A 22497-nucleotide genomic window follows, 5' to 3' on the forward strand; every position below is an offset into this window, starting at 1 on the left:
CTTGGCTACCCCTGATCCGGACGGGCCATGCGCTGGCCCAGCTTCAGGCGCCAATGCACCGGCAACGCGCCCAGCAGGCGCAGCACGCAGGTGAACAGGCCGGGGAAGTTGATCTCCAGTGGCCGCTGCGCCAAGCGTGCGGCGATGTGCCCGGCGGCGCGCTCGGCGCTCCACATCTGCGGCATGGCGAAATCGTTGCGCCGGGTCAGCGGGGTATCGACGAAGCCGGGGCTGACCAGGGTGACATCGATGCCCTCGTTGATCAGGTCGATGCGCAGCGACTCGACCAGGTAGCGCACCGCGGCCTTGGACGCGCCGTAGGCGCCGGCCCGTGGCAGGGCCAGCCAGCTCACCGAGCTGCCCAGCACCACCAGATGCGGGCGCTGGCCCCGCCGCAGCAGGGGCAGCGCGGCCTGGATGCAGTGGCACAGGCCCAGCAGGTTGGTGCGCATTACCCGTTCGACCAAGGCCGGGTCGAAGTGGCCGGGCTCCAGGTACTCGCAGGTGCCAGCGTTGAGAATCACCAGGTCGAGGGCGCCCCAGTGCTGCTCGATATCCGCAGCGATCTGCGCCACCTGCGGCGCCTCGCTGATATCGCCCACGGCCAGCAGCGTTTGGCCTGCAAAGCGCTCGGCCAGCGGCTGCAGGCTTTGCGCCTGGCGGGCACCCAGCGCGACCTGATGGCCTTGTTCCAGCAAGCGCAGCGCCAGGGCGGCGCCGATGCCGCTGCTGGCGCCGGTCAACCAGCAGCGGCTCATGCCAGCCGGCCCTTGAGCCAGCCGATCAGCCCACCGACCACGGGCACATGCTCGTAGAGCAATGCGCCGGCATCGAAATAATCCTGGTGAAAGTCGACCCGCTCGCGCCAGCGCAGGTGGCTGCAGCCGTCAAGGCTGATCGGCTGCCCGCCGGCCAGGCGCGGGTGGCGAAAGTGCAGGGTCCAGCGCAGGTAGCCGAGGCCCGGCCGGACTTCGTCGGCGCCGTGGAAGTCGTAGCGGATGCCCTGCACGTTGGCGTACAGCGTGGCGAAGTAGGCGCGCAGGGCGGGCAGGCCGTCTATCTGGTGCAATGGGTCGCGGAAGGTCACCGCTTCGCTGTACAGCGCGTCGAGGCGCTGGAGGTTATCGGCATCGAGGCTGGCAAAGCGTTCGGCGAAGGTTTGCAGGTAGTCGGACATGCACGGCTCCAGGCAATCCTGTACAAGGCAAATTCTTTGTACAGGTATACTTGAAGCCTATGTCCAAAACTGTACAAGTCAATAATCATGTACAGTTTTTATTGGTCTCAATCGTTGGCTTCAGCCAGCAGCTGCCGCAGTCGTGCGACTTCAGCTTCCAGGTCGCGGACCTTCTGCTCGGCGCAAACCTGTGCACTGACGTCGCGCTGAATACCGATGAAGTAGGTCAGCTGGTCAGCCTCGTTGTGCACCGGGGTGATCGACAGCTCGTTCCAGAACAGGCTGCCGTCCTTGCGGTAGTTGCGCAGCACTTCGCGGCAAGGGCGGCCGTCGCGGATGGCCTTGCGGATAGCGGCAAGCCCCGGCTGGTCATGGTCCTGGCCCTGCAGGAAGCGGCAGTCCTGGTAGAGAATGTCGTCGACGGCATAGCCGGTCAGGCGTTCGAACGCCGGGTTGGCGTAGATCAGGATGCTGTCGTTGCCTTCCTGTTCGGCGACGACGATGCCGTCGTTGGAGGTCTCGACCATCAGTTGCATAAGCTTTGCGTCGATCATTGTGAACCTCGGGTAATGGTGGCGTGCGCGATGGCCGCCATGATGACGCACGAACGCTCGGCGAAAAAGGCGGGGATGGGTTTAGAATGGCGCCCCGGCCCCTTGATCCCGACCTGCCCGATGACCGAAGCGACTCCCTCCGATTTGCTGCCCATGCGCGATGTGGTCAGCCTGACTGGCATCAACCCGGTAACCCTGCGCGCCTGGGAGCGTCGCCACGGGCTGATCAGCCCGCAGCGCACCGAAGGCGGCCATCGCTTGTACACGCCCGAGGATGTGCAGCGCATCCGCGACATCCTGCACTGGACCGGTAGCGGCCTGCCGATCAGCAAGGTCGGCGAATTGCTCGCCCGCCAGCATGAGCAGGGCGCCCGGGCGGTGGAGCAGGGCAGCGATGCCTTCGACGACTGGCGCGCTGCGGTGTTGCGCGCGACCCAGGCATTCGACGCTCAGGCGCTCGAAGCGCTGCATGGCCACGTGTTCACGCTGTTTCCCAAAACCATCGCGCTGCGCGAAGTGCTGATGCCGGTTTGGCGCCAACTGGCGGCTGGCACGGCGTTCGGCCAGCGCAGCCAGTGGCTATTCCTCGACTCATTCCTGCGCGCCCGGCTGTTGCTGCGTCTGCAACTGAACCAGGCTGCCGCGCCCCGCGTGCTGCTGAGCGCAGCCGGTGGCGTCAGCGAGTTGGAATTGTTGTGCAGCGGCCTGTTGCTGGGTGGCGAACAGCAGCGTATCGAGGTGCTCGGCAATGCCCAGCCGCTGGACGAGCTGCCGCTGCTGTGCGCGGCCATGCGCCCGGCGGCACTGGTGATCAGGGTGCAAGGCCCTGTCAGCCCAGCGTTGGCCGCGCGGTTGCGAACCCTGCAGCTGGAAATCGCCTGCCCGTTGGCGCTGCTGGGCGACGGCCTGGCCGAGTTTGCGACGCTGTTGCAGGGTATCCCGCTGGCGCTGCTGGAGGGGCAGGGCGCTGAAGCCGCGCCCAAGCTTGCCGCCTTGCTCAGGGGCACACTGGAGTTGTGAAGGTTCAGCCGCTGCGCCACTTTTCCAGCAGGATCGCCACGAATTTTTCTGCCGCGGGCGACAACGAGGCGCCGCGCCGGTAGACCAGCCCGAGGGTGCGGGTGACCTCCGGCTCGGTGAGCGGGACGCTGGCCAGGGTCGGGTGGTCGGGCCCTGGCATCGCCAGGCTGGGCATGGCCGAAACCCCCAGCCCGGCCTCGACCATCCCCAGGGACGTGGACAGGTGCTGCACCTCGTAGAACCATTTGGGTCTTACGCTGAGCCCGCTCAGTGCGTGGTCCAGCAGCATACGGTTGCCACTCAGGCGGCCCACGCCGATCAGCCGATAGTCCGCCAGTTCCGACCAGGTCACCGCTTTGCGCGACGCCAGTTCGTGGTCGCGCCGGCAGGCCAGGACGAACGGCTCCTGCACCAGCGAGACGAACTCGATGTCCGAGTGCTGGCCGCTCATCATGTTGATGCCGAAGTCCGCTTCGCCGCGCAGCACCGCCTCCAGGCCGTCGTTGGCGCTGAGGTCGAGCAGGCGAATGCGGATTTTCGGGTACTGCTGGTTGTACAGGCGGATCACCGACGGCAGGAAATAGAAGGCCGCCGTCGGGATGCAGGCAAGCGTCACCTGGCCGCTCTGGCGTTCGGCCAGCTCGCGGATGCTCAGGATCGAGTCCTCGAAGTCATCCAGCAGGCGCCGTGCCTTGGGCAGAAAGTCCCGGCCAACGCTGGTCAGGCTGACGCGCCGGGTGGTGCGTTCGAGCAGCGGGGTACCCAGGCCCTCTTCAAGCTTCTTGATACGCCTGCTGAGCGCTGGCTGCGACAGGTGCAGCACGTCCGCGGCTTCGTGGAAGCTGCCCAGTTCGGCGATTTTCACGAAAGATCTGATGTCTTGGAGCTCGTATTCCATGGTGGCTCTCGGTTAAGTCCTGATGCCCGTGCACGCCCCTGTGTAGGAGCGGCCTTGCCGGGGCGCCGGACCGGCCGGAAAGGGCTGCGGAGCAGCCCCGGCGATTTCTGTTTTCACGCTGAAATCCTGGGGCCGCGTTGCGGCCCTTTCGCGGCACAAGGCCGCTCCTACAGGGGGCATCGCCAACGTTTGATTGATTTGCCAAGCGCAATAATAGCTACGATCTTTGCATTGGATTGATTTATCCATGCCTGTCACTCTTTCGATCACAACATCAATTCAGCCGATTGATCAACAAGAGTCACTAGACATGCAACGAATCCCCTGTGTGCTCATGCGCGGCGGCACCTCCAAAGGCCCCATCTTCCATGCCTGGGATCTGCCCACCAATGTGGTCGAGCGTGATGAAGTGCTGTTGCGCCTGATGGGCTCCGGCCACGAGCTGGAAATCGACGGCATCGGTGGCGGCAGCCCGCAGACCAGCAAGGTGGCGATCGTCAGCCCGTCGCTGCATGCCGACGCCGATGTCGATTACCTGTTCGTCCAGGTGATGGTGGCCCAGCGCCGTGTCGACACCGCGCCCAACTGCGGCAACATGCTCTGCGCCGTCGGCCCGTTCGCCATCGAGCAAGGGCTGGTGAAGGCTACCGAAGACAAGACCCTGGTGCGTATCCGCAACCTCAATACCAACACCTTCGTCAATTCCCTGGTCGAGACGCCCAAGGGCATCGTCCGTTACGAAGGCCGTACCGCCATCGACGGCGTGCCGGGCACGGCGGCGCCGATCCACCTGACGTTCCTCGACGCGGTCGGCAGCAAGACCGGGCAGCTGTTCCCCACCGGCCAGGCCTGCGATGTGATCGACGGTGTACCGGTGACCTGCATCGACATGGCCATGCCGATGATGATCGTCGAAGCCAGCCAACTGGGCCTGAGCGGCGGTGAAAGCCCCGCCGAGCTGGATGCCGACAGCCGCCTGCTCAAGCGCCTGGAAGCGCTGCGGATTAAAGCCGGGCGGGCCATGGGCCTGGGCGATGTCAGCGGCATGGTCATCCCCAAGCCGGTGCTGGTCAGCCCGGCGAAGTTCGGCGGCACCCTGCAGGTGCGCTACTTCATGCCGCACAACTGCCACCGGGCGCTGGCCATCACCGGCGCCATTGGCCTGGCAACCGCTTGCGTCAGCCCGGGTACCGTCACCATGAACCTGCTTGGCGATGCGGCCCCAGGCCTGCAGGAAGTGCGCCTCGAGCACCCCAGCGGCGGCATCGATGTGGCGCTCACGCGCAGCGGGCCAGACGGCAAGACTCTTCAAGCTTCCGTGGTACGTACCGCCCGCCGGCTGTTCTCAGGTTTCGTCTACGCCCCAACGGCCAGGCGGCTGGCTGGCTGAGCCGTTGTACCCGCGGTCAACAAAGCGCATCCGCACAAATCCAACAATGGGTGATGCCTCATGAAACTGGTCAAATCACTGTACTTCCAGATCCTCTGCGCCGTCCTGCTGGGCGTGGTGGTCGGGCACTTCTGGGCGCAACAGGCGGTCGCCCTGAAACCGCTGGGCGATGCCTTCATCAAGCTGATCAAGATGATGATCGCGCCCGTGGTGTTCTGCACCATCGTCACCGGCATCGCTGGCATGAGCGACCGGCGTTCGCTGGGCCGGCTGATGAGCAAGACACTGTTGCTGTTCCTGGTGCTGACCGTGATCAGCCTGGCGATCGGCCTCGCGGCGGTGCACATCTTCCGTCCGGGCGAGGGCATGAACATCGACCCGTCGACCCTCAGCACCCAGGGCCTGAGCCAGTACACCGACTCGGCGGCCAAGCTGGGTGTGGTCGACTTCTTCATGCACATCATCCCCGACACCTTCATCGGCGCGTTCAACAAAGGTGAAGTGCTGCCGGTGCTGTTCCTCGCCGTGCTGTGTGGCTTTGCCCTGTCGGCCATGGGCGAACGCGGCCAGCCGGTGCTCACCGTGCTGGAAGCGGCCTCGCAGATGGTGTTCAAGATCTTCGGCTACCTGATGCGCTTCGCCCCGGTGGGGGCCTTCGGCGCCCTGGCGTTCACCGTGGGGCAGTACGGCATCAGCTCGCTTGGCGCGCTGGCCAAGCTGGTCATGACCCTGTACATCGCCTGTGCCTTCTTCGTGCTGGTGGTGCTTGGCGGGGTGTGCCGGGCCAATGGCTTCAGCCTGTGGAAGCTGCTGCGCTACCTGCGCGAAGAGTTCCTGGTGGTGCTCGGCACTTCGTCCACAGAACCGGTGCTGCCGCGCATGCTGCAGAAGCTCGAAGCCCTGGGTTGCAAGAAGGGGGTGGTAGGGCTGGTGCTGCCCACCGGTTACTCGTTCAACCTCGACGGCACGGCCATCTACCTGTCACTGGCCGCGGTGTTCATCGCCCAGGCCTGCAACATCGACCTGACCCTCGGCCAGACCTTGACCATGCTGGCGATCATGCTGCTGTCGTCCAAGGGCGCGGCGGGGGTGACCGGCAGCGGCTTCGTTGCCCTGGCCTCGACCCTGACCGTGATTCACGACATCCCCCTGGCGGGGTTGGCGCTGCTGATCGGTGTCGACCGCTTCATGTCCGAGGCGCGGGCGCTGACCAGCCTGGCCAGCAACGCGGTGGCCACGGTGGTCATCTCGCTGTCGGAAAACGCCTGCGACCGGCAGACGCTGATGCGCACCCTGGCCGAAGGCCCACAGCCGCAGCCCGCTGCCAGCGATGAACGCCCAGCCCAATGGCCGGCAGCCGAGTCGCACCGCCACGGCTAGCAACCCCGCCCCTAGCCACTGATTGACATAAACTTCCACCCAGCGCTGCAAGGCGCGGGTGGGGCAGGGGGCCGTTCGCGCTCGCGGCGGCCACACCCCATAAAAACAAGAGAATATTCCCATGCTCGCATTGCTTGGCCTGGTCATGGTGGTGACCTTCACCTACCTGATCATGAGCAAACGCCTGTCGCCGATCGTCGCGCTCACCGTGGTTCCGATCGTCTTCGCCGTGATCGGCGGCTTCGCCCCGGACCTCGGCAAGATGATGCTCGACGGCCTGAAAACGGTCGCGCCGTCCGCCGCCTTGTTGCTGTTCGCCATCCTGTTCTTCGGCCTGATGATCGATGCCGGGCTGTTCGACCCGTTGATCCGCAAGATCCTCAAGCGGGTCAATGGCGACCCGATCAAGATCGCCATGGGCACCGCGCTGCTGTCGCTGCTGGTGGCCCTCGACGGCGACGGCACCACCACCTACATGATCACCTGCGCCGCCATGCTGCCGCTGTACAAGCGCATCGGCATGAACCCGATGATCCTGGCCACCATCGCCATGCTCTCGCTGAGCATCATGAGCGGCCTGAGCCCGTGGGGCGGGCCGGCCACCCGGGCCATCGCCGCCCTGGGCTTGGATGCCAGCGAGTACTTCATCCCGATGCTGCCGACCATGGTCGGCGGTGCGGCCTGGGTGGTGTTCACCGCGTTCCTGCTGGGCCGCGCCGAGCGCAAGCGCATCGGCAACATCAAGCTCGAATCCGGCGGCGGCAATTGCTACATCAAGGCTATCCTCGAAGACACCCCGCACAAGCGCCCGCGCCTGGCCTACGTCAACCTGGTGCTGGTGATCGCGGTGATGGTCGCGCTGGTGATGGGCCTGATGCATGCGGCGATCCTGTTCATGATCGGCTTCGTCGCCGCCTTGATGATCAACTACCCGCAGCTCGAGCTGCAGAAGGCGCGCATCCTCGCCCACTCCGGCAACGCCATGACCGTGGTGCTGCTGGTATTCGCCGCCGGTATTTTTGCCGGCATCTTCTCCGGCACCAAGATGGTCGATGCGCTGGCGCAGACCCTGGTCGACTGGATCCCGGAAGCCTGGGGCCACTGGTTCCCGCTGGTGGTGGCGATCACCAGCATGCCGCTGACCTTCGTGCTGTCCAACGACGCCTATTACTTCGGCGTGGTGCCGATCCTGGCCAACGCGGCGGCCGCCTATGGCATCGACCCGGTGGAGATCGCCCGCGCCTCGGTGCTCGGGCAGCCGGTGCACCTGATGAGCCCGCTGGTGGCGTCCACCTTGCTGCTGGTGGGCATGGTCGACCGCGACATCGGCGAATTCCAAAAAGCCACGGTGAAGTGGGCGGTGCTGACCTCGCTGGTGATCACCGCGCTGGCCCTGCTGACCGGGGCCCTGTCCTTCTTCGTCTGACCCGCCCTGCCGGGTGGCCGAGCGGCCGCCCCGTTACGCACCCATAACAATAAAAGAGTCCCCGAACATGACACGATCCCTCCAGCGTGGGGCCGCTTGCGGCCTGCTGTTCTGCACCTTCCCTGCGGCCCAGGCGGCCGGTTTCATCGATGACAGCAGCCTCAAGCTGCAGTTGCGCAATGTGTATTTCAACGAGAATTTCCGCGACGAGCACGGCATGAGCGCCCGCGCCGCCGCCAGCGCCAAGAGCGAGCGGGTGGAATGGGCGCAGGGCTTTCTGCTGGACTACCAGTCCGGTTTTACCCAGGGCCCGCTCGGCCTGGGGGTGGATGCCCTGGCACTGGTCGGGGTGAAGCTCGACTCGGGGCGCGGGCGCAGCGGCACCGGCCTGCTGCCGGTGCATGACGATGGCCGTGCGGCGGACGAGTTCGCCAGTTTCGGGGTCACCGCCAAGGTCAGGCTGGGCAAAACCGTGGTCAAACATGGCAGCTTGCTGCCCAAGACCCCGGTACTGGTCTACAACGACGCCCGCCTGCTGCCGCAGACCTACCAGGGCACCCAGCTGGTCAGCACCGACATCAGCGGCCTGACCCTGAGCGCCGGCCACCTCGACCGCTTCAAGCAGCGCGACTCCTCTGACAGCACCGGGCTGTATGCCGACGGCTACGGCGGTGGCGCATCGGGCGACTTCACCTATGCAGGCGCCGAGTACGCGGTCAGCAAGCAGCTGCGGTTGAGCTACTTCCACGGCGAGCTGGAGCACTTCTACCGCCAGGACTTCGGTGGGGTCCAGCATGACCTGCCGCTGGCAGGCGGTGTGCTGACCAGCGACCTGCGCTATTTCAAGAGCCGCGACAGCGGGGCGGCCTACGGTGGCCGCATCGACAACGACATGCTCAGCGGCCAGCTGGCCTATACCCACACTGGCCACACCCTGGGCGCGGGCTACCAGGTGCTCGATGGCGAGGCGGGGCTGCCCTATGTCAGCGGGGCGACGGTGTATTCGTTCAGCAACGTCGGTATCGGCAAGTTCATCGAGGAAGAGGAGAAGACCTGGATGGCCAGCTATGCCTACAACTTTGCCGCTGCCGGCGTGCCGGGGCTGACGTTCATGGCCCGTTACCTGAGCGGCGACAATGGCCGCTCTGGCGCCGCGGGCTTGAGTGAGTGGGAGCGCGACATGGAAGTGGCGTACGTGGTGCAGTCGGGCAGCTTCAAGGGCCTGGGCGTGAAGCTGCGCAACTATGTGTACCGCGCCGACTTTGCCCGTGGGCGGGACAGCAATCGCATTTACCTGACCTACGACATCGCCCTGTGGTAGTGCCTCGAGCTAGGCATGCAGCCAGAACGCGAACTCGGCAAAATGCTCGCCGTACCGTGCAAGAACGGCGTGGTCGCCCGCAGGCAACGCCAGGATTGACGCACGTTCATGCCGGTGGCAGCGCACCCCGCGGTCGTGCCCTGGGCCTCAGTGCCGCTGCGCCTTGTCTGCCACTTCCAGCGTGGTGGTGTCGAACCACTTTTCCATCGACCTGTTGCCTTCGAACCACTGGCAGAAGGCGAACACCGTGGCAGGGAACCCGGTCAGCGCACGTTGCTGCCGAATGTTGGCAATCGTCATCAGTGGCCCACCGCTTTTGAGCAGCACCACATCACCTCTGAAGAATTCGCTCATCTCAATGCTCCACGGTCAACTGCAAGGCGGGGGTTCGGCTCGCGGTTCCCAGCAGGAAAATCTGCTCCATGATCCCGTCGCTCGCACTGGGCATGCGGCCCCGCAGGCGCGCATCCACCGTTGCGTACAGCAACGTCATGAACAGCTCGGTCAGCAGCGCGGCGGTGACATCGATACGGAAGGTTCCTTGTTGCTGACCGCTCAAGAATAGCGCGTCGAGCTTGTCCAGATAGAACTGCCAGTCGGCTTCGCGCTGCCCATTGGCCTGCAGATTGGCGTGATAGCGGGACACCAGAAACGCCATCAGCTCACCACGGGCCAGGTGCTCACCGATCAGCTGGCGCAGCGCGGCCAACGGCGACGACGCCAGCGGGGCGACGCTGTCGAGGATGCGTTCGAGGGTTTCCCTGGCGTGGCGTTCGAGCTGGCTGTCGAGGTTGTCCCGCGTGCCGCACAGCCGATGCAAGGTCGCCCGGCTGATGCCGGCCAGTTCGGCCAGTTCCTGCATGGAGGCCCGCGGCTGCAAAGCTGCCGCTGCAAACAGTGTGTTCAGCAAGGTGGCGGGCAACGGCAGGCCGGGGGAATCCAGCCTCGATGCGATCGGGTTCAAGATAAGCCTCCAAATTATCTAATGAGACAAATTTGACTCATTAAGGTCGAAAAGGTAGCATTCGGTCCGTTTTCAATCAAGGCTCGGGTGAGTGATGGGCAAGACACGTGCGTTAAGGATGGGTGTGCTGGCAGGCGCGATTGCATTGGCAGGGTGCGGCCCGGCTGAGGAGCAGCAGAGTGCGGCCGAAACACGCTATCCGGTGGAAGTGGTGAACCTGGTGGCCGAGCAGTTGACGCTGGCCTCGGAACTGCCTGGGCGGGTTGAGCCGATGCGGGTGGCCGAGGTGCGGGCGCGGGTGGCGGGCATCGTCCTGCACAAGCGTTTCGAAGAGGGCGCCGACGTCAAGGCCGGCGATGTGCTGTTCCAGATCGACCCGGCGCCGTTCAAGGTGGCCCTGGCCCGCGCCGAGGCCGACCTGGCCCGTGCCCAGGCGGTGCAGCAGGAGGCCGAGGCGCGGGTCAAGCGCTATGCGCCACTGGTCAAGATCGAAGCGGTCAGCCAGCAGGACTTCGACACTGCCACCGCCACACTGCGCAGCGCCCAGGCCGCCGTGCGTTCCGGCCAGGCCGATGTGCAGACCGCACGCCTGAACCTCGGTTACGCCACCGTCACCGCGCCGATTTCCGGGCGTATCGGCCGGGCCCTGGCCACCGAGGGTGCGCTGGTGGGGCAGGGCGATGCCACGCTGATGGCGCGGATCCAGCAGCTCGACCCGATCTATGTCGACTTCACCCAGTCTGCCGCCGATGCCCTGCGCCTGCGTCAGGCCCTCAAGGACGGCGCACTGGCTGGCGGCGACGACAAGGCGCTGACCGCCCAGGTGGAAGGCACCGACTACCAGCGCCAGGGCGCGCTGATGTTCACCGACGTGGCGGTCGACCGCGGCACTGGCCAGGTCACCCTGCGCGGGCGCTTCGACAATGCCGACGGCACCTTGTTGCCGGGCATGTACGTGCGCGTACGCACCCCGCAAGGCACCGATCGGCAAGCCTTGCTGGTGCCGCAACGGGCTGTGCAGCGCGGCAGCGATGGCGCGGCGCGGGTAATGGTGGTCGGCACCGGCGGCGTGGCCGAGGCCCGCAGCGTACGCACCGGCGTGATGCAGGGCGCGCGCTGGCAGATCGTCGAAGGGTTGCACGCCGGCGACCAGGTGATCGTCGGCAGCCCAGCCGGCCTGGCCCCGGGCATGCCCGTGGTACCGGCCCAGGCGCAACAAGCTGCGGCGCAGTAAGGCGAGGTCAAGATCATGTCCAAGTTCTTCATCAATCGGCCGAACTTCGCCTGGGTCGTGGCGTTGCTCATCTCCCTGGCCGGCCTGCTGGTGATCCCCGCGCTGCCGGTGGCCCAGTACCCCAGCGTGGCACCGCCACAGATTTCCATCACCGCCAGCTACCCGGGTGCTTCGGCCAAGGTCATGGTGGAGTCGGTGACCAGCATCATCGAAGAGTCGCTCAACGGCGCCAAGGGCCTGCTGTACTACGAGTCCACCAACAACTCCAATGGCGTGGCCGAGGTGATGGTGACGTTCCAGCCGGGAACCGCACCGGACATGGCCCAGGTCGATGTGCAGAACCGCCTGAAAAAGGCCGAGGCGCGCATGCCGCAAGCGGTGCTGACTCAGGGGCTGAAGGTCGAACAGGCCAGTTCGGGTTTCCTGCTGATGTATGCACTGACCAGCACGGCAGATGCCCGTGGCGGTGTTACCGCGCTGGCCGACTATGCCGCGCGCAATATCAACAACGAACTGCTGCGGGTGCCCGGTGTGGGCAAGCTGCAGTTCTTCGCCTCGGAAGCGGCCATGCGGGTCTGGGTCGATCCGCAGAAACTGGTGGGTTACGGCCTGTCCATCGATGACATCAAGGCCGCCATCCTGGGCCAGAACGTCCAGGTGCCCGCCGGCAGCTTCGGCAGCACGCCAGGCGCCAGCGAGCAGGAACTGACCGCGACCCTGGCGGTGCAGGGTACCCTCGATACCCCCGAGGCGTTCGCCGCTATCGTGCTGCGGGCCAACCCGGATGGTTCCAGCGTGCGCCTGGGTGATGTGGCGCGCATGGCCATCGGTAGCGAAAACTACAACCTGTCCGCGCGCCTGGACGGCAAGCCGGCCGTGGTCGCCGCCGTGCAGTTGGCCCCCGGCGCCAACGCGATCCAGACCGCAACCCTGGTCAAGGAGCGCCTTGCCGAGCTGTCGCAGTTCTTCCCCGAGGGCGTCGACTACTCGGTACCCTACGACACTTCGCGCTTCGTAGACGTGGCCATCGAGAAGGTGATCCATACCCTGATCGAAGCCATGGTGCTGGTGTTCCTGGTGATGTTCCTGTTCCTGCAGAACATCCGCTACACCCTGATCCCGTCCATCGTGGTGCCGGTGTGCCTGTTGGGCACGCTGATGATCATGAAGCTGCTGGGGTTCTCGGTGAACATGATGACCATGTTCGGCATGGTGCTGGCCATCGGTATCCTGGTGGATGACGCCATCGTGGTGGTGGAGAACGTCGAACGGTTGATGGCCGATGAAGGGTTGTCGCCGGTGGACGCGACCATCAAGGCGATGGGGCAGGTATCCGGGGCGATCATCGGTATCACCATGGTGCTGGCCGCGGTGTTCATGCCGCTGGCGTTCATGTCCGGTTCGGTCGGGGTGATCTACCAGCAGTTTTCCGTGTCGCTGGCGGTGTCGATCCTGTTCTCCGGCTTCCTGGCCCTGACCTTTACCCCGGCGTTGTGCGCCACGCTGCTCAAGCCGGTCGCCCATGGCCATCATGAGAAGGGTGGTTTCTTCGGCGCCTTCAACCGCAGCTTCGCCCGTGTGACCGAGCGCTACTCGGTGATGAACAGCGCCCTGGTGGCCCGTGCGGGGCGTTGGATGCTGGCCTATGTCGGCATCCTGCTGGTCCTTGGCTATTCCTATGTGCGCTTGCCGGAGGCCTTCGTGCCGGCTGAAGACCTGGGTTACGGCATCGTCGACGTGCAACTGCCGCCTGGCGCCAGCCGGGTTCGTACGGATCACACCGCCGAGGCACTGGAAAAGTTCCTGATGTCGCGTGAGGCGGTGGCCAATACGATCACCGTCACCGGCTTCAGCTTCTCGGGCCAGGGTGAGAACGCCGCGTTGGCGTTCCCGACCTACAAAGACTGGTCGCTGCGTAGCAAGGCGCAATCGGCGGATGCAGAAACGGCAGCGGTCAATGAGCAATTCGCAGCCAATGGCGACGGCGCCATCACCGCGGTCATGCCGCCTCCGATCGACGGCCTGGGCAACTCCGGTGGTTTTGCCCTGCGCCTGATGGACCGTGGCGGCCTGGGCCGCGAAGCGCTGCTGGCCGCCCGCGACCAGCTGCTGGCGCGCGCCAACGGCAACCCGGTCATCCTGTACGCGATGATGGAAGGCCTGGCCGAAGCACCGCAACTGCGGGTGCAGATTGACCGCGAGAAGGCCCGCGCCCTGGGTGTGAACTTTGAAGCGATCAACAGCACCCTGGCCACGGCGTTCGGTTCGGCGGTGATCAACGACTTCACCAATGCCGGGCGCCAACAGCGCGTGGTGGTGCAGGCCGAGCAGGGCGAGCGCATGACCCCGGAAAGTGTTTTGCGCCTGTACGCGCCGAACGCCAATGGCGAGCCGGTACCGTTCAGCGCCTTTGTCACCACCAAGTGGGAAGAAGGCCCGGTGCAGTTGGTGCGCTACAACGGCTATCCCTCGATCCGTATCGCCGGCGATGCCTCGCCGGGCCACAGTACCGGCCAGGCGATGGCCGAGATGGAGCGCCTGGTCAGCGAGCTGCCGCCAGGGATCGGCTATGCCTGGACGGGCCTGTCGTACCAGGAGAAGGTCTCCAGCGGCCAGGCCGCCGGCCTGTTCGCCCTGGCCATCGTGCTGGTGTTCCTGCTGCTGGTGGCACTGTATGAAAGCTGGGCGATCCCGCTGACGGTGATGCTGATCGTGCCCATCGGCGCCTTGGGCGCGGTGTGGGCGGTGATGGCCACCGGCATGCCCAACGACGTGTATTTCAAGGTCGGCCTGATCACCATCATCGGCCTGGCGGCGAAGAACGCCATCCTGATCGTCGAGTTCGCCAAGGAGCTGTGGGAGAAGGGCTATAGCCTGCGTGACGCCGCCATCGAGGCCGCGCGCCTGCGTTTCCGCCCGATCGTGATGACCTCCATGGCCTTCATTCTCGGCGTGGTACCGCTGGCCATCGCCACCGGCGCCGGTGCGGCGAGCCAGCGCGCCATCGGCACGGGGGTGATCGGCGGCATGCTCAGCGCCACGTTGCTGGGGGTGGTGTTCGTACCGATCTGTTTCGTCTGGGTGCTGTCGCTGCTCAAGAGCAAGCCTGCGCCTGTGCCACAGGCTGTCGAGGTGGCCAAGTGATGTTCAAGGGTAATCGTGTGCTTCCGTTGGTGCTGGCCTTGGCCCTGGCGGGCTGTTCCCTGGCGCCGACCTATGAGCGCCCCGAGGCGCCGGTGCCGGCGCAGTGGGGCGACGCTGCCGGGCATCAAGGCCCGGTGGTGGAGCAGCTTGACTGGCAGGCGTTCGTCGTCGACCCGGTGCTGCGCCAGCTGGTGGGCTCGGCGCTGGGCAACAACCGTTCGTTGCGCCAGACCTTGCTCGACATCGAGCAGGCCCGCGCGCAGTACCGTATCCAGCGCGCCGACCGGGTGCCCGGCTTGAATGCCGGCGCATCGGGCAACCGCCAGCACTTGCCGGCGGACCTGTCGAACAATGGCCGTGAAGGCGTCAGCAGCACCTATCAGGTGGGGCTGTCGCTGCCGGAGTACGAGCTGGACCTGTTCGGCCGGGTCAAGAGCCTGAGCGATGCGGCGCTGGAGCAGTACCTGGCCACCGAGGAGGTCGGCCGTGCCGCGCACATCGCCTTGATCGCCGAAGTCAGCCAGGCCTACCTGACCCTGGATGGTGCCGAGCGCAGCCTGGCGCTGACCCGCCAGACCCTGGCCAGCCGTGAGGACTCGCTGGCCCTGGTCGGCCAGCGTCGCGCCGCCGGTACCGCCACCGCGCTGGACCATCAGGAGGCGCTGGGGTTGGTCGAGCAGTCCCGGGCGGACCTCGAGGCCACGGTGCGTCAGCAACGCCAGGCCTATAACGCCCTGGTACTGCTGCTGGGTAACGCGGATGCGGCCAAGGTGATCCCGGGCGAGCGCCCGGACGCGCCGATGGTGCTGCAGGACATCACCCCTGGCTTGCCGTCGGCGCTGATCGAGCGCCGTCCGGACATCCTCGCCGCCGAGCACCGCTTGCGTTCACGCAACGCCGACATTGGCGCGGCGCGGGCGGCGTTCTTCCCACGCATCAGCCTGACCGGCAGTTTCGGCACCTCCAGTGCGCAGATGTCCGGGTTGTTCGACGGCGGTTCGCGCAGCTGGAGCTTCATGCCACAGCTGTCGTTGCCGCTGTTCGATGGCGGCCGCAACCGCGCCGGGCTGAGCCTGGCCGAAGCGCGCAAGGATTCGGCGGTGGCCGCCTACGAGGGCACGATCCAGAGCGCATTCCGTGAGGTGGCCGATGCGTTGGCCGCCAGCGATACGCTGCGCCGCGAGGAAGCCGCGCGGCGGGCGCTGGTGGATACCAGCCGGGCGACCGAGGCACTGGCCAAGGCGCGCTATGAGGGCGGGGTGGACAACCACCTGCGCTACCTGGATGCGCAGCGCAACAACTTCGTGAACGAGGCGGCCTATATCCAGGCCAGCACCCAGCGCCAACTGGCCCTGGTCGACCTGTTCCGCGCCTTGGGCGGCGGCTGGTCGAACAAGGGCTGAGAAAAGCTCCTTTGGTTGGCGAGTCCGACCGCCTTGCCCCTGGGTGTGATGCCCAGGGGCTTTTTTTGGGCGCCGTAAAGGTTATCGCTGGGGCGCCATGGCACCGTGAAGGAACAGCACTTCGAGCGTCTGCACGGAGGTGGCACTGGCTGCACGCCCACGGCGCTCGGCATCGACAATGCCGTAGACCATGCTCAGGAACATTTCAGTGAAAATGGCGGCGCTGATGTCGATGCGGAAAACGCCGGCCTGCTGGCCCCGCAGGAAGAACGCATCCAGGGCGTCGGCATAGTCCTGCCAGCGGCGGTTGACTTCGCTGCCGTCGAAGGTGTCGGGGCGGTACTGGAACAACAGGAACAGCATCATCTCGCGGTGCTTGAGATGCTCGGTGATGAGGTGGCGCAGCGCCGACAACGGCTCGGCATGGGCAAGGTCGGCCTCACGGATGACCTGGTTGAGGATCTGCTCGCCATGGCTCTCGAGCATGTTCACCAGGTTGTCGCGGGTGCCACAGAAGCGGTGCAGGGTGGCCTTGCTGACGCCGGCGGCTTCGGCCAGCTCCTTGAGGGTGGCCCTGGGGTGGACGACGATAGCATCGGCCAGCGCTTTGAGCAGGCGCTCGTCGGTTACCGGAGAGGTCATCGAAATTGCTCACATTGCTTGCTGTGCCGGCATTGTGAAGCAAATGTGTCGTGGTGGCACCCATGTGATGGAAAAAAGCATCATTTGAGGCATGTTTGCCTGATTTGCCTGGGCATTCGTGTTGATCCTCCTTCGCCCCCTGTCTAATTTGAAGTAACAAATGTTTCGTAAATTCACATTTTTGGTGCGTGCCTTGCTGCATGAGGGTGCGCGGGTGGGTTTCCAGGTATCACATATCAAATGTTATAAAAACGTAACAAATTGATAAATAACGAGAAAACAACTGTTATGTAATTGGCATGTGGTTTGCTCGTGGGCTTGGTGCCTGGGTGTTGCCCAGGTTGTCGTTCAGACCCTGTCGTTGCCCCCCCTGACCAGAGGCGCGGGCAACGGCAGTTCAGAGCCCATGAGGACCTTCCAATGAAAGATGTGATTCAGCGCCTTGATGTCGGCCTTGCCTCGATCGGGGTAATCAGGCCGTTGGTGGTGGCGCTCGCTGCCCTGGCCACGTTCGGTTCGGCCCAGGCCGCCGAGAACAACGCAGCGCAACTGGGTGGCAAGTTGACCCCGCTGGGCGGCGAGGTGGCCGCCAATGCCAACGGAACGATCCCTGCCTGGGTGGCGCCCGGCAAGCAGGATTCGGGATGGAGTTACGGCGACGTGCGCGGCCAGCATTGGAAGTTCAAGGATGACAAGCCGCTGTTCAGCATCAACGCTGGCAACGTGGCGCAGTACGAGAAGCAGCTTTCGCCCGGGCAACTGGAGCTGTTCAAGAAGATCCCGGGTTACCGCATGGACGTCTATCCCACCCGGCGTACCTGCGGCGCGCCGGACTTCGTGACGGAAAACACCCGCAAGAACGTCGGCTTCGCCACCCTCGACGCCTCTGGCGTGGCACTGCAGGACGCCCATGTGCCCGGCATTCCGTTCCCCATGCCCACGACCGGCGCCGAGGTCATGTGGAACATGAAGATGCGCTACCGCGGTGTCGGTTTCGACATGTCCAAGACCGTTTCCGGGTTGTCGCCGCGCGACGCGGGCGGCAGTTGGTTGCGCACCTCCACCGACTGGTTCATGTACACCCCGTGGGGGCAGAAGGGCAGTGCGCTGTTCTCGTCGTTCGACCGCCTGGAAGTGGCCACCTACTTCAACTACAACGAGCCCGCCGCCCTGGCAGGCCAGGCGGGCGTGGTCACCACCAAGGCCGGTGAGCAGGCCAGCACCTTCTACTACTTCCCCGGCCAGCGCCGTGTACGGCGGATGCCTTCGTATTCCTACGATGCGCCGCAGATCGGCCTGGACAACCAGTACACCATCGATGAGTCGAACATCTTCTTCGGCCCCATGGACCGCTTCGACTGGAAGCTGGTCGGCAAGCAGGAACTGCTGGTGCCCTACAACGCGTTCGGTGCCTATGACGGCTCCAAGCGGATCGAGGATGTGGCACAGCAGAGCGCCATCGCCCCCGAGTCCCGTCGCTACGAACTGCACCGGGTGTGGGTGGTGGAGGCGAACGTGCGCCAGGGCATGCGCCACCAGGCACCCAAGCGGGTGTTCTACATCGACGAGGACAGCTGGAACGGCGTGATGGCGGTGGACTACGACAAGCAGGGGCAGATCTGGAAAGTCCGCGAGGGCTACACCATCCCGGTCTATGAGACCGGCACCTGCGACATGGAGGCCCAGGCCCAGTACAACCTGGTCGATGGCCGCTACCTCTACGACATGACCTCGATCGGCGTAGGCAAGAAAGACCACCGCTGGCTCACCGAGGATGCCGGCAACCCCCGCCTGAAACGGGACTTCTACACCTCCGACAACCTGCGGGCCATCAGCGAACGTTGATCCATCACCTTTCCGAGCGCCGATATGAAAACAACAATCACAAAAGCTTCAGGCCTTGCTATTGCGTGCATGACTCCCCTGGCAATGGGGTTCACTTTCGAGACCGAATCGATCCGCGGTTCGTTCGATTCGACGATTTCCTACGGCATGGGCGTGCGTACCGAGTCCCAGGGTTGCAACCTGATCAACCAGGGCGCCACCGGCCATCATCCACCGGCCGGCTGCCTCGCGCAGACCTCCGGCATCGGTGACCAGGGCGACCTGAACTACGACAAGGGCGACCTGTTCACCCACTACCTCAAGGGCACCCACGAACTGCTGCTCAAGATGCCTGAAGATTTCACCTTCATGGCCCGTGGCAGCTGGATCCGCGACTTCGCCGCCAGCGACACCACGGGTGCGCTGTCCTTCAACACGCCCTCCGATGTGGGCAGCGATGGCTTGACCCGCTCGGCCCGCGATGACCTCGAATTCAAGGCGCGCCTGCTCGACCTGTGGGTGAGCAAGGGCTTCGATGTGGGCGACCAGCGCGTGCGGGCACGGCTGGGCAACCAGGTGATCAACTGGGGCGAAAGCCTGTTCGTGCAGGGCGGTATCAACAACACCAACGCCTACGATGTGCAGGCGCTCTCGCGCCCTGGTGTGCAACTGAAGGAGGCCGTGCTGCCAGCTCCGATGCTGAGCGTGGCTTCCGGCCTCGGTTCGGGGGTCAACATCGAGGCCTACTACCAGTTCGCCTGGAACAAGAGCGAAGTGCCGCCAGTGGGCAGCTACTGGTCCTATACCTCGGCGCTGGGCAAGGGCATGAAGTCTTACGGCTTCGACGACAAGAACGCCCGCGACAGTGGCCAATGGGGCCTGTCGCTGCGTTGGCAGCCCGAGGACAGCGATGTCAACTTTGGCGTGTATGTGATGCGCTATCACGACAAGCTGCCTTCGCTGACCACCCAACTGCTGGACCCGGACACCTTCGCCGTGTCGCAGAAATGGGTCTACCCCGAAGACCGGATGCTCTACGGCATCAGTGCCAACATGCCGATCGGCGACTGGGCGGTGGGTACGGAGCTGTCCTACCGGCCCAAGGACGCGGTGCCGCTCAACCCCGTGCTGGACCTGTGCAGCAACCACGGCGGCAAGTGCTGGAAGGACGAGAAGAAGTTCCAGTGGCACCTCACCGGGCTGTACAGCATGACCCCGTCGAACTCGCCGACGCTGCTGGACTTCACCGGCGCCAGCACCGGCACCTTGCTCACCGAACTGGTGGTCATCAAGTACCCGGGGCTGCACGACAGCTACAACGGCGAAGTGATCGCCGCAGGTGCCAACACTTGGCAGCTGGACCCCGCCACAGCACCGAAGGCCCATGGCGACAAGACCTCTTCGGGGATCAACCTGGACTTCAGCCTGACCTACGACGGTACCTTGCTGCCGGGCTGGCAGGTGACCCCGGGGATCTTCTATTCGCGTTCCCTGGGCGGGCGTACGCCCAACCTGGCGGCAACCTTCACCGAGGATGCCAGCAGCATGAACCTGTACCTCAACTTCGTGCGCAACCCGGCCAGTTGGCAGGTGTCGTTCAACTACGCGAAGTTCATGGGGGGCGATACGGCGTACGACCAGTTGCTGCGTGACCGCGACTACGTCGGTCTGGTTCTTTCGCGCACCCTATGAGGCCTGTCGTGAACATCTCTATCGATTTGTCGAAGCAACCGGTGCGCGGCGTCCTGCCGCGCATCGAGGCCGGGTTGTTCGGGCACCGTGGTCTGGTGCTGGTCATCCTGGCGCTGTTCACTGCGACCATGGCCTGGTTCGCGGTGCAATTGCGTATGGACGCGGGGTTCGAGAAGCAACTGCCAATCGGCCACGAGTACGTCGAAACCTTCCACCAGTATCGCGCCGATCTGCTCGGCGCCAACCGCCTGACCCTCGTGGTCAAGGCCCGCCAGGGCAGCATCTGGACCGAGGCCGGCTTGCGCCGCCTGGCCGATGTCACCCAGGCGGTGACCTTCCTGCCCGGTATCTCGCGCAGCAGCGTGCGCTCGTTGTGGACGCCCAACGCGTTCGTCAACGAAATCACCGAGGACGGCTTTCGCGCCGACCCGCTGGTGCCCGGCACGGTGACGCCCGAGCGGCTGGACCCCGACATCATTGCGCGCATCGCCAACTCCACCGCCCAGGGTGGTTTCATCGGCACTTTGGTTTCCCGCGATCAGAGCAGCGCGATGATCACCGCCGAGCTGAACGAGCGCGATGCCGATGGCCAGCACCTTGACTACGTGGCCTACAACCACGTGCTCGAGCAACAGATCCGTCAGCGCTTCGAGGATGCAGGCTTCGAAATCCAGATCATCGGCTTTGCCAAGCAGATCGGTGATATCGCCGACGGCGCGGCGGCGGTACTGGAGTTCTGCCTGCTGGCGTTGCTGCTGACGGCAGCGGCGGTCTACTGGTACTGCCATTCGCTGCGCTTCACCTTGCTGGCGCTGGGCTGCTCGATGACCTCGTTGATCTGGCAGTTCGGCAGCTTGCGCCTGCTGGGGTATGGTCTCGACCCGCTGGCGGTGCTGGTGCCGTTTCTGGTGTTCGCCATCGGCGTTTCCCATGGGGTGCAGCAGATCAACTACATCGTTCGCGAAATCGCCACCGGCAGCACGGTCGAGACCGCGGCCCGCTCAAGCTTCAGGGGGCTGCTGGTGCCTGGCACCCTGGCGCTGGTGACGGCGTTCGTGTCGTTCATCACCTTGCTGTTGATCCCCATCCCGATGGTGCGCGAGCTGGCGATTACCGCCTCGCTGGGGGTGGCCTTCAAGATCGCCACCAACCTGGTGATGCTGCCGCTGGTGGCCTCGATGCTCAAGGTCGATGCGCGCTATGCCGCCGCCGAGGAAGCGTCCCGTCAGCGCCGGGCAGGTTGGCTGGAAGGGCTGGCGAAGCTGGCCGAATGGCGCAATGCCCGTTGGGTAATGGTGGTGGCCCTGCTGGTGCTGGCGATGGCCGTCTGGCAGAGCCACGACCGCGTGGTCGGCTCGTTGCAGGCCGGGGCGCCGGAGCTGCGTGAGGACTCGCGCTTCAACCGTGATGCGCTGGCCATCGCCAGCCACTACGACATCGGCCTGGACTGGCTGAGCGTGGTGTTCGAGGTACAGCCGACACGGCTGGGCGAGGGCGGCGGCAATGCCTGCGAAGACGTCGAGCTGGGGCAGTACCAGGACCGCTTCGTGTGGGCGATGGAAGGGGTGCCGGGGGTGCTGTCGGTGGCGTCGTTCTCGACGGCCATGCGCCAGTTCAACGAGGGGTACAACGAAGGCAACCCGAAGATGAGCGCGGTACCCATCGATGCGATGAACTATTCGTCCCTGGCCGCCGAGGTGGCCCGCACACCGGGGCTGATGCGCGGCGATTGCACGATGACGGCCGTGCACCTGTACCTGGCGGACCACAAGGCCACCACCATCAGCCGGGTGATCGATGCGGCCAAGGCCTTTCGCAGCGAGCACCCGCTGGCCGGCGTCAGCGTGCGCCTGGCATCGGGCAATGCCGGGGTGATTGCCGCCATCAACGAGGAGGTGGAAAAGAGCGAGACGCCGATGCTGCTGTACGTCTACGCCGCCATCGCCTTGCTGGTGCTGGTGGTGTACCGCGACCTGCGCGCGGTGCTCGTGTGCTGCCTGCCGCTGACCATCGGCACCTTCATCGGCTACTGGTTCATGAAAGAGCTGCAGATCGGCCTGACGATCGCCACGCTGCCGGTGATGGTGCTGGCCGTCGGCATCGGCGTGGATTACGCCTTCTACATCTACAACCGCATCCAGCTGCACCAGGCCCATGGCCAGCCGATTGCCGTCGCTGTGGCGCTGTCGCTGCGCGAAGTGGGCATGGCGACCATTTTCACCGCCATCACCCTGGCGGTCGGCGTCGCCACCTGGGCGTTCTCCGACCTCAAGTTCCAGGCGGACATGGGCAAGCTGCTGGCGTTCATGTTCATGGTCAACATGGTCATGGCCATGACCGTGTTGCCGGCGTTCGCGGTCTGGCTGGAGCGGGTTTTCCCACGCAAGCGCCCGGTGCGCATGATTGGCGCGCTGGCGCATTGAGGAGA

Annotated in this window: 18 protein-coding genes; 11 read left to right on the plus strand and 7 right to left on the minus strand. The window is 65.0% G+C overall.

Features of this window, described 5'->3' with window-relative positions:
• Positions 1–5 precede the first annotated feature (5 nt).
• The 3 genes from L6D77_RS16555 to L6D77_RS16565 all read right to left on the minus strand — a co-directional run bounded on the left by L6D77_RS16555 (position 6) and on the right by L6D77_RS16565 (position 1731).
• A complete protein-coding gene (locus L6D77_RS16555) occupies positions 6–758 on the minus strand; it encodes an SDR family NAD(P)-dependent oxidoreductase (protein ID WP_232884470.1) in 753 nt (250 codons plus the stop codon).
• Entirely contained in the window at positions 755–1177 is a 423-nt protein-coding gene (locus tag L6D77_RS16560; protein ID WP_232884471.1) for a nuclear transport factor 2 family protein, read from the minus strand. The genes L6D77_RS16555 and L6D77_RS16560 overlap by 4 nt, the downstream gene beginning before the upstream one ends.
• Positions 1178–1284: 107 nt before the next feature.
• Positions 1285–1731 (minus strand): PAS domain-containing protein, encoded by a 447-nt coding sequence (locus L6D77_RS16565; protein ID WP_232884472.1) that lies wholly within the window; start codon positions 1729–1731, stop codon positions 1285–1287.
• A 120-nt stretch (positions 1732–1851) separates the two neighbouring features.
• Between L6D77_RS16565 and L6D77_RS16570 the strand changes: the two genes are divergently transcribed.
• On the plus strand, positions 1852–2751 hold the full coding sequence (locus tag L6D77_RS16570; protein ID WP_232884473.1) for a MerR family transcriptional regulator: 900 nt from the start codon (positions 1852–1854) through the stop codon (positions 2749–2751).
• 4 nt (positions 2752–2755) lie between these two features.
• Here L6D77_RS16570 and L6D77_RS16575 read toward each other — a convergent pair whose 3' ends face one another.
• On the minus strand, positions 2756–3649 hold the full coding sequence (locus L6D77_RS16575) for a LysR family transcriptional regulator (RefSeq protein WP_232884474.1): 894 nt from the start codon (positions 3647–3649) through the stop codon (positions 2756–2758).
• A 310-nt stretch (positions 3650–3959) separates the two neighbouring features.
• On the opposite strand from L6D77_RS16575, the gene L6D77_RS16580 reads away from it, so the two are divergent.
• The 4 genes from L6D77_RS16580 (at position 3960) to L6D77_RS16595 (ending at position 9166) form a co-directional block, all read left to right on the plus strand.
• A complete protein-coding gene (locus L6D77_RS16580; protein ID WP_232884475.1) occupies positions 3960–5039 on the plus strand; it encodes a 4-oxalomesaconate tautomerase in 1080 nt (359 codons plus the stop codon).
• A 60-nt stretch (positions 5040–5099) separates the two neighbouring features.
• On the plus strand, positions 5100–6419 hold the full coding sequence (locus L6D77_RS16585) for a dicarboxylate/amino acid:cation symporter (protein WP_232884476.1): 1320 nt from the start codon (positions 5100–5102) through the stop codon (positions 6417–6419).
• Between the two features lie 121 nt (positions 6420–6540).
• Positions 6541–7845 (plus strand): CitMHS family transporter, encoded by a 1305-nt coding sequence (locus L6D77_RS16590; protein ID WP_232884477.1) that lies wholly within the window; start codon positions 6541–6543, stop codon positions 7843–7845.
• Between the two features lie 67 nt (positions 7846–7912).
• Entirely contained in the window at positions 7913–9166 is a 1254-nt protein-coding gene (locus L6D77_RS16595; RefSeq protein ID WP_232884478.1) for an OprD family porin, read from the plus strand.
• 147 nt (positions 9167–9313) lie between these two features.
• On the opposite strand, the gene L6D77_RS16600 is transcribed toward L6D77_RS16595, so the two are convergent.
• Positions 9314–9520, minus strand: a complete 207-nt coding sequence (locus tag L6D77_RS16600; RefSeq protein WP_232884479.1) for a DUF2158 domain-containing protein — start codon at positions 9518–9520, stop codon at positions 9314–9316.
• A 1-nt stretch (position 9521) separates the two neighbouring features.
• Positions 9522–10130 (minus strand): TetR/AcrR family transcriptional regulator, encoded by a 609-nt coding sequence (locus L6D77_RS16605; RefSeq protein WP_269807627.1) that lies wholly within the window; start codon positions 10128–10130, stop codon positions 9522–9524.
• A 94-nt stretch (positions 10131–10224) separates the two neighbouring features.
• Here L6D77_RS16605 and L6D77_RS16610 point away from each other — a divergent pair, with 94 nt between their 5' ends.
• The 3 genes from L6D77_RS16610 to L6D77_RS16620 are packed head-to-tail and all read left to right on the plus strand — an operon-like array spanning position 10225 to position 15911.
• A complete protein-coding gene (locus L6D77_RS16610; RefSeq protein ID WP_232884480.1) occupies positions 10225–11364 on the plus strand; it encodes a MexC family multidrug efflux RND transporter periplasmic adaptor subunit in 1140 nt (379 codons plus the stop codon).
• A 15-nt stretch (positions 11365–11379) separates the two neighbouring features.
• Positions 11380–14508: an efflux RND transporter permease subunit gene (locus L6D77_RS16615; RefSeq protein ID WP_232884481.1), complete on the plus strand. Its 3129-nt coding sequence runs from the start codon at positions 11380–11382 to the stop codon at positions 14506–14508.
• Positions 14508–15911, plus strand: coding sequence for an efflux transporter outer membrane subunit (locus L6D77_RS16620; protein ID WP_232884482.1), 1404 nt, complete (start codon positions 14508–14510; stop codon positions 15909–15911). Before L6D77_RS16615 ends, L6D77_RS16620 begins: the two co-directional genes overlap by 1 nt.
• Positions 15912–15992: 81 nt before the next feature.
• Here L6D77_RS16620 and L6D77_RS16625 read toward each other — a convergent pair whose 3' ends face one another.
• Positions 15993–16553: a TetR/AcrR family transcriptional regulator gene (locus L6D77_RS16625; protein WP_232884483.1), complete on the minus strand. Its 561-nt coding sequence runs from the start codon at positions 16551–16553 to the stop codon at positions 15993–15995.
• Between the two features lie 420 nt (positions 16554–16973).
• Between L6D77_RS16625 and L6D77_RS16630 the strand changes: the two genes are divergently transcribed.
• From L6D77_RS16630 to L6D77_RS16640, 3 genes are read left to right on the plus strand one after another with little or no spacing between them, the layout of a single operon-like run.
• Positions 16974–18398 carry a DUF1329 domain-containing protein gene (locus L6D77_RS16630; protein ID WP_232884484.1) on the plus strand — a complete coding sequence of 475 codons (1425 nt, stop codon included), beginning with the start codon at positions 16974–16976 and terminating at the stop codon, positions 18396–18398.
• A 24-nt stretch (positions 18399–18422) separates the two neighbouring features.
• The gene (locus L6D77_RS16635; protein WP_309295657.1) at positions 18423–20069 is read left to right on the plus strand and encodes a DUF1302 domain-containing protein; all 1647 of its coding nucleotides are present in this window, start codon (positions 18423–18425) and stop codon (positions 20067–20069) included.
• Positions 20066–22492 (plus strand): efflux RND transporter permease subunit, encoded by a 2427-nt coding sequence (locus L6D77_RS16640; protein WP_373870593.1) that lies wholly within the window; start codon positions 20066–20068, stop codon positions 22490–22492. The genes L6D77_RS16635 and L6D77_RS16640 overlap by 4 nt, the downstream gene beginning before the upstream one ends.
• The last annotated feature ends 5 nt before the right edge of the window (positions 22493–22497 follow it).

This window comes from Pseudomonas parasichuanensis, from assembly GCF_021601385.1.
Taxonomy (GTDB): domain Bacteria; phylum Pseudomonadota; class Gammaproteobacteria; order Pseudomonadales; family Pseudomonadaceae; genus Aquipseudomonas; species Aquipseudomonas parasichuanensis.

Excerpts from the sequence above, each read along its gene's own strand:
- L6D77_RS16555 (WP_232884470.1), bottom strand. The coding sequence starts at position 758 with ATGAGCCGCTGCTGGTTGACCGGCGCCAGCAGCGGCATCGGCGCCGCC.
- L6D77_RS16560 (WP_232884471.1), bottom strand. The coding sequence starts at position 1,177 with ATGTCCGACTACCTGCAAACCTTCGCCGAACGCTTTGCCAGCCTCGAT.
- L6D77_RS16565 (WP_232884472.1), bottom strand. The coding sequence starts at position 1,731 with ATGATCGACGCAAAGCTTATGCAACTGATGGTCGAGACCTCCAACGAC.
- L6D77_RS16570 (WP_232884473.1), top strand. The coding sequence starts at position 1,852 with ATGACCGAAGCGACTCCCTCCGATTTGCTGCCCATGCGCGATGTGGTC.
- L6D77_RS16575 (WP_232884474.1), bottom strand. The coding sequence starts at position 3,649 with ATGGAATACGAGCTCCAAGACATCAGATCTTTCGTGAAAATCGCCGAA.
- L6D77_RS16580 (WP_232884475.1), top strand. The coding sequence starts at position 3,960 with ATGCAACGAATCCCCTGTGTGCTCATGCGCGGCGGCACCTCCAAAGGC.
- L6D77_RS16585 (WP_232884476.1), top strand. The coding sequence starts at position 5,100 with ATGAAACTGGTCAAATCACTGTACTTCCAGATCCTCTGCGCCGTCCTG.
- L6D77_RS16590 (WP_232884477.1), top strand. The coding sequence starts at position 6,541 with ATGCTCGCATTGCTTGGCCTGGTCATGGTGGTGACCTTCACCTACCTG.
- L6D77_RS16595 (WP_232884478.1), top strand. The coding sequence starts at position 7,913 with ATGACACGATCCCTCCAGCGTGGGGCCGCTTGCGGCCTGCTGTTCTGC.
- L6D77_RS16600 (WP_232884479.1), bottom strand. The coding sequence starts at position 9,520 with ATGAGCGAATTCTTCAGAGGTGATGTGGTGCTGCTCAAAAGCGGTGGG.
- L6D77_RS16610 (WP_232884480.1), top strand. The coding sequence starts at position 10,225 with ATGGGCAAGACACGTGCGTTAAGGATGGGTGTGCTGGCAGGCGCGATT.
- L6D77_RS16615 (WP_232884481.1), top strand. The coding sequence starts at position 11,380 with ATGTCCAAGTTCTTCATCAATCGGCCGAACTTCGCCTGGGTCGTGGCG.
- L6D77_RS16620 (WP_232884482.1), top strand. The coding sequence starts at position 14,508 with ATGTTCAAGGGTAATCGTGTGCTTCCGTTGGTGCTGGCCTTGGCCCTG.
- L6D77_RS16625 (WP_232884483.1), bottom strand. The coding sequence starts at position 16,553 with ATGACCTCTCCGGTAACCGACGAGCGCCTGCTCAAAGCGCTGGCCGAT.
- L6D77_RS16630 (WP_232884484.1), top strand. The coding sequence starts at position 16,974 with ATGAAAGATGTGATTCAGCGCCTTGATGTCGGCCTTGCCTCGATCGGG.
- L6D77_RS16635 (WP_309295657.1), top strand. The coding sequence starts at position 18,423 with ATGAAAACAACAATCACAAAAGCTTCAGGCCTTGCTATTGCGTGCATG.
- L6D77_RS16640 (WP_373870593.1), top strand. The coding sequence starts at position 20,066 with ATGAGGCCTGTCGTGAACATCTCTATCGATTTGTCGAAGCAACCGGTG.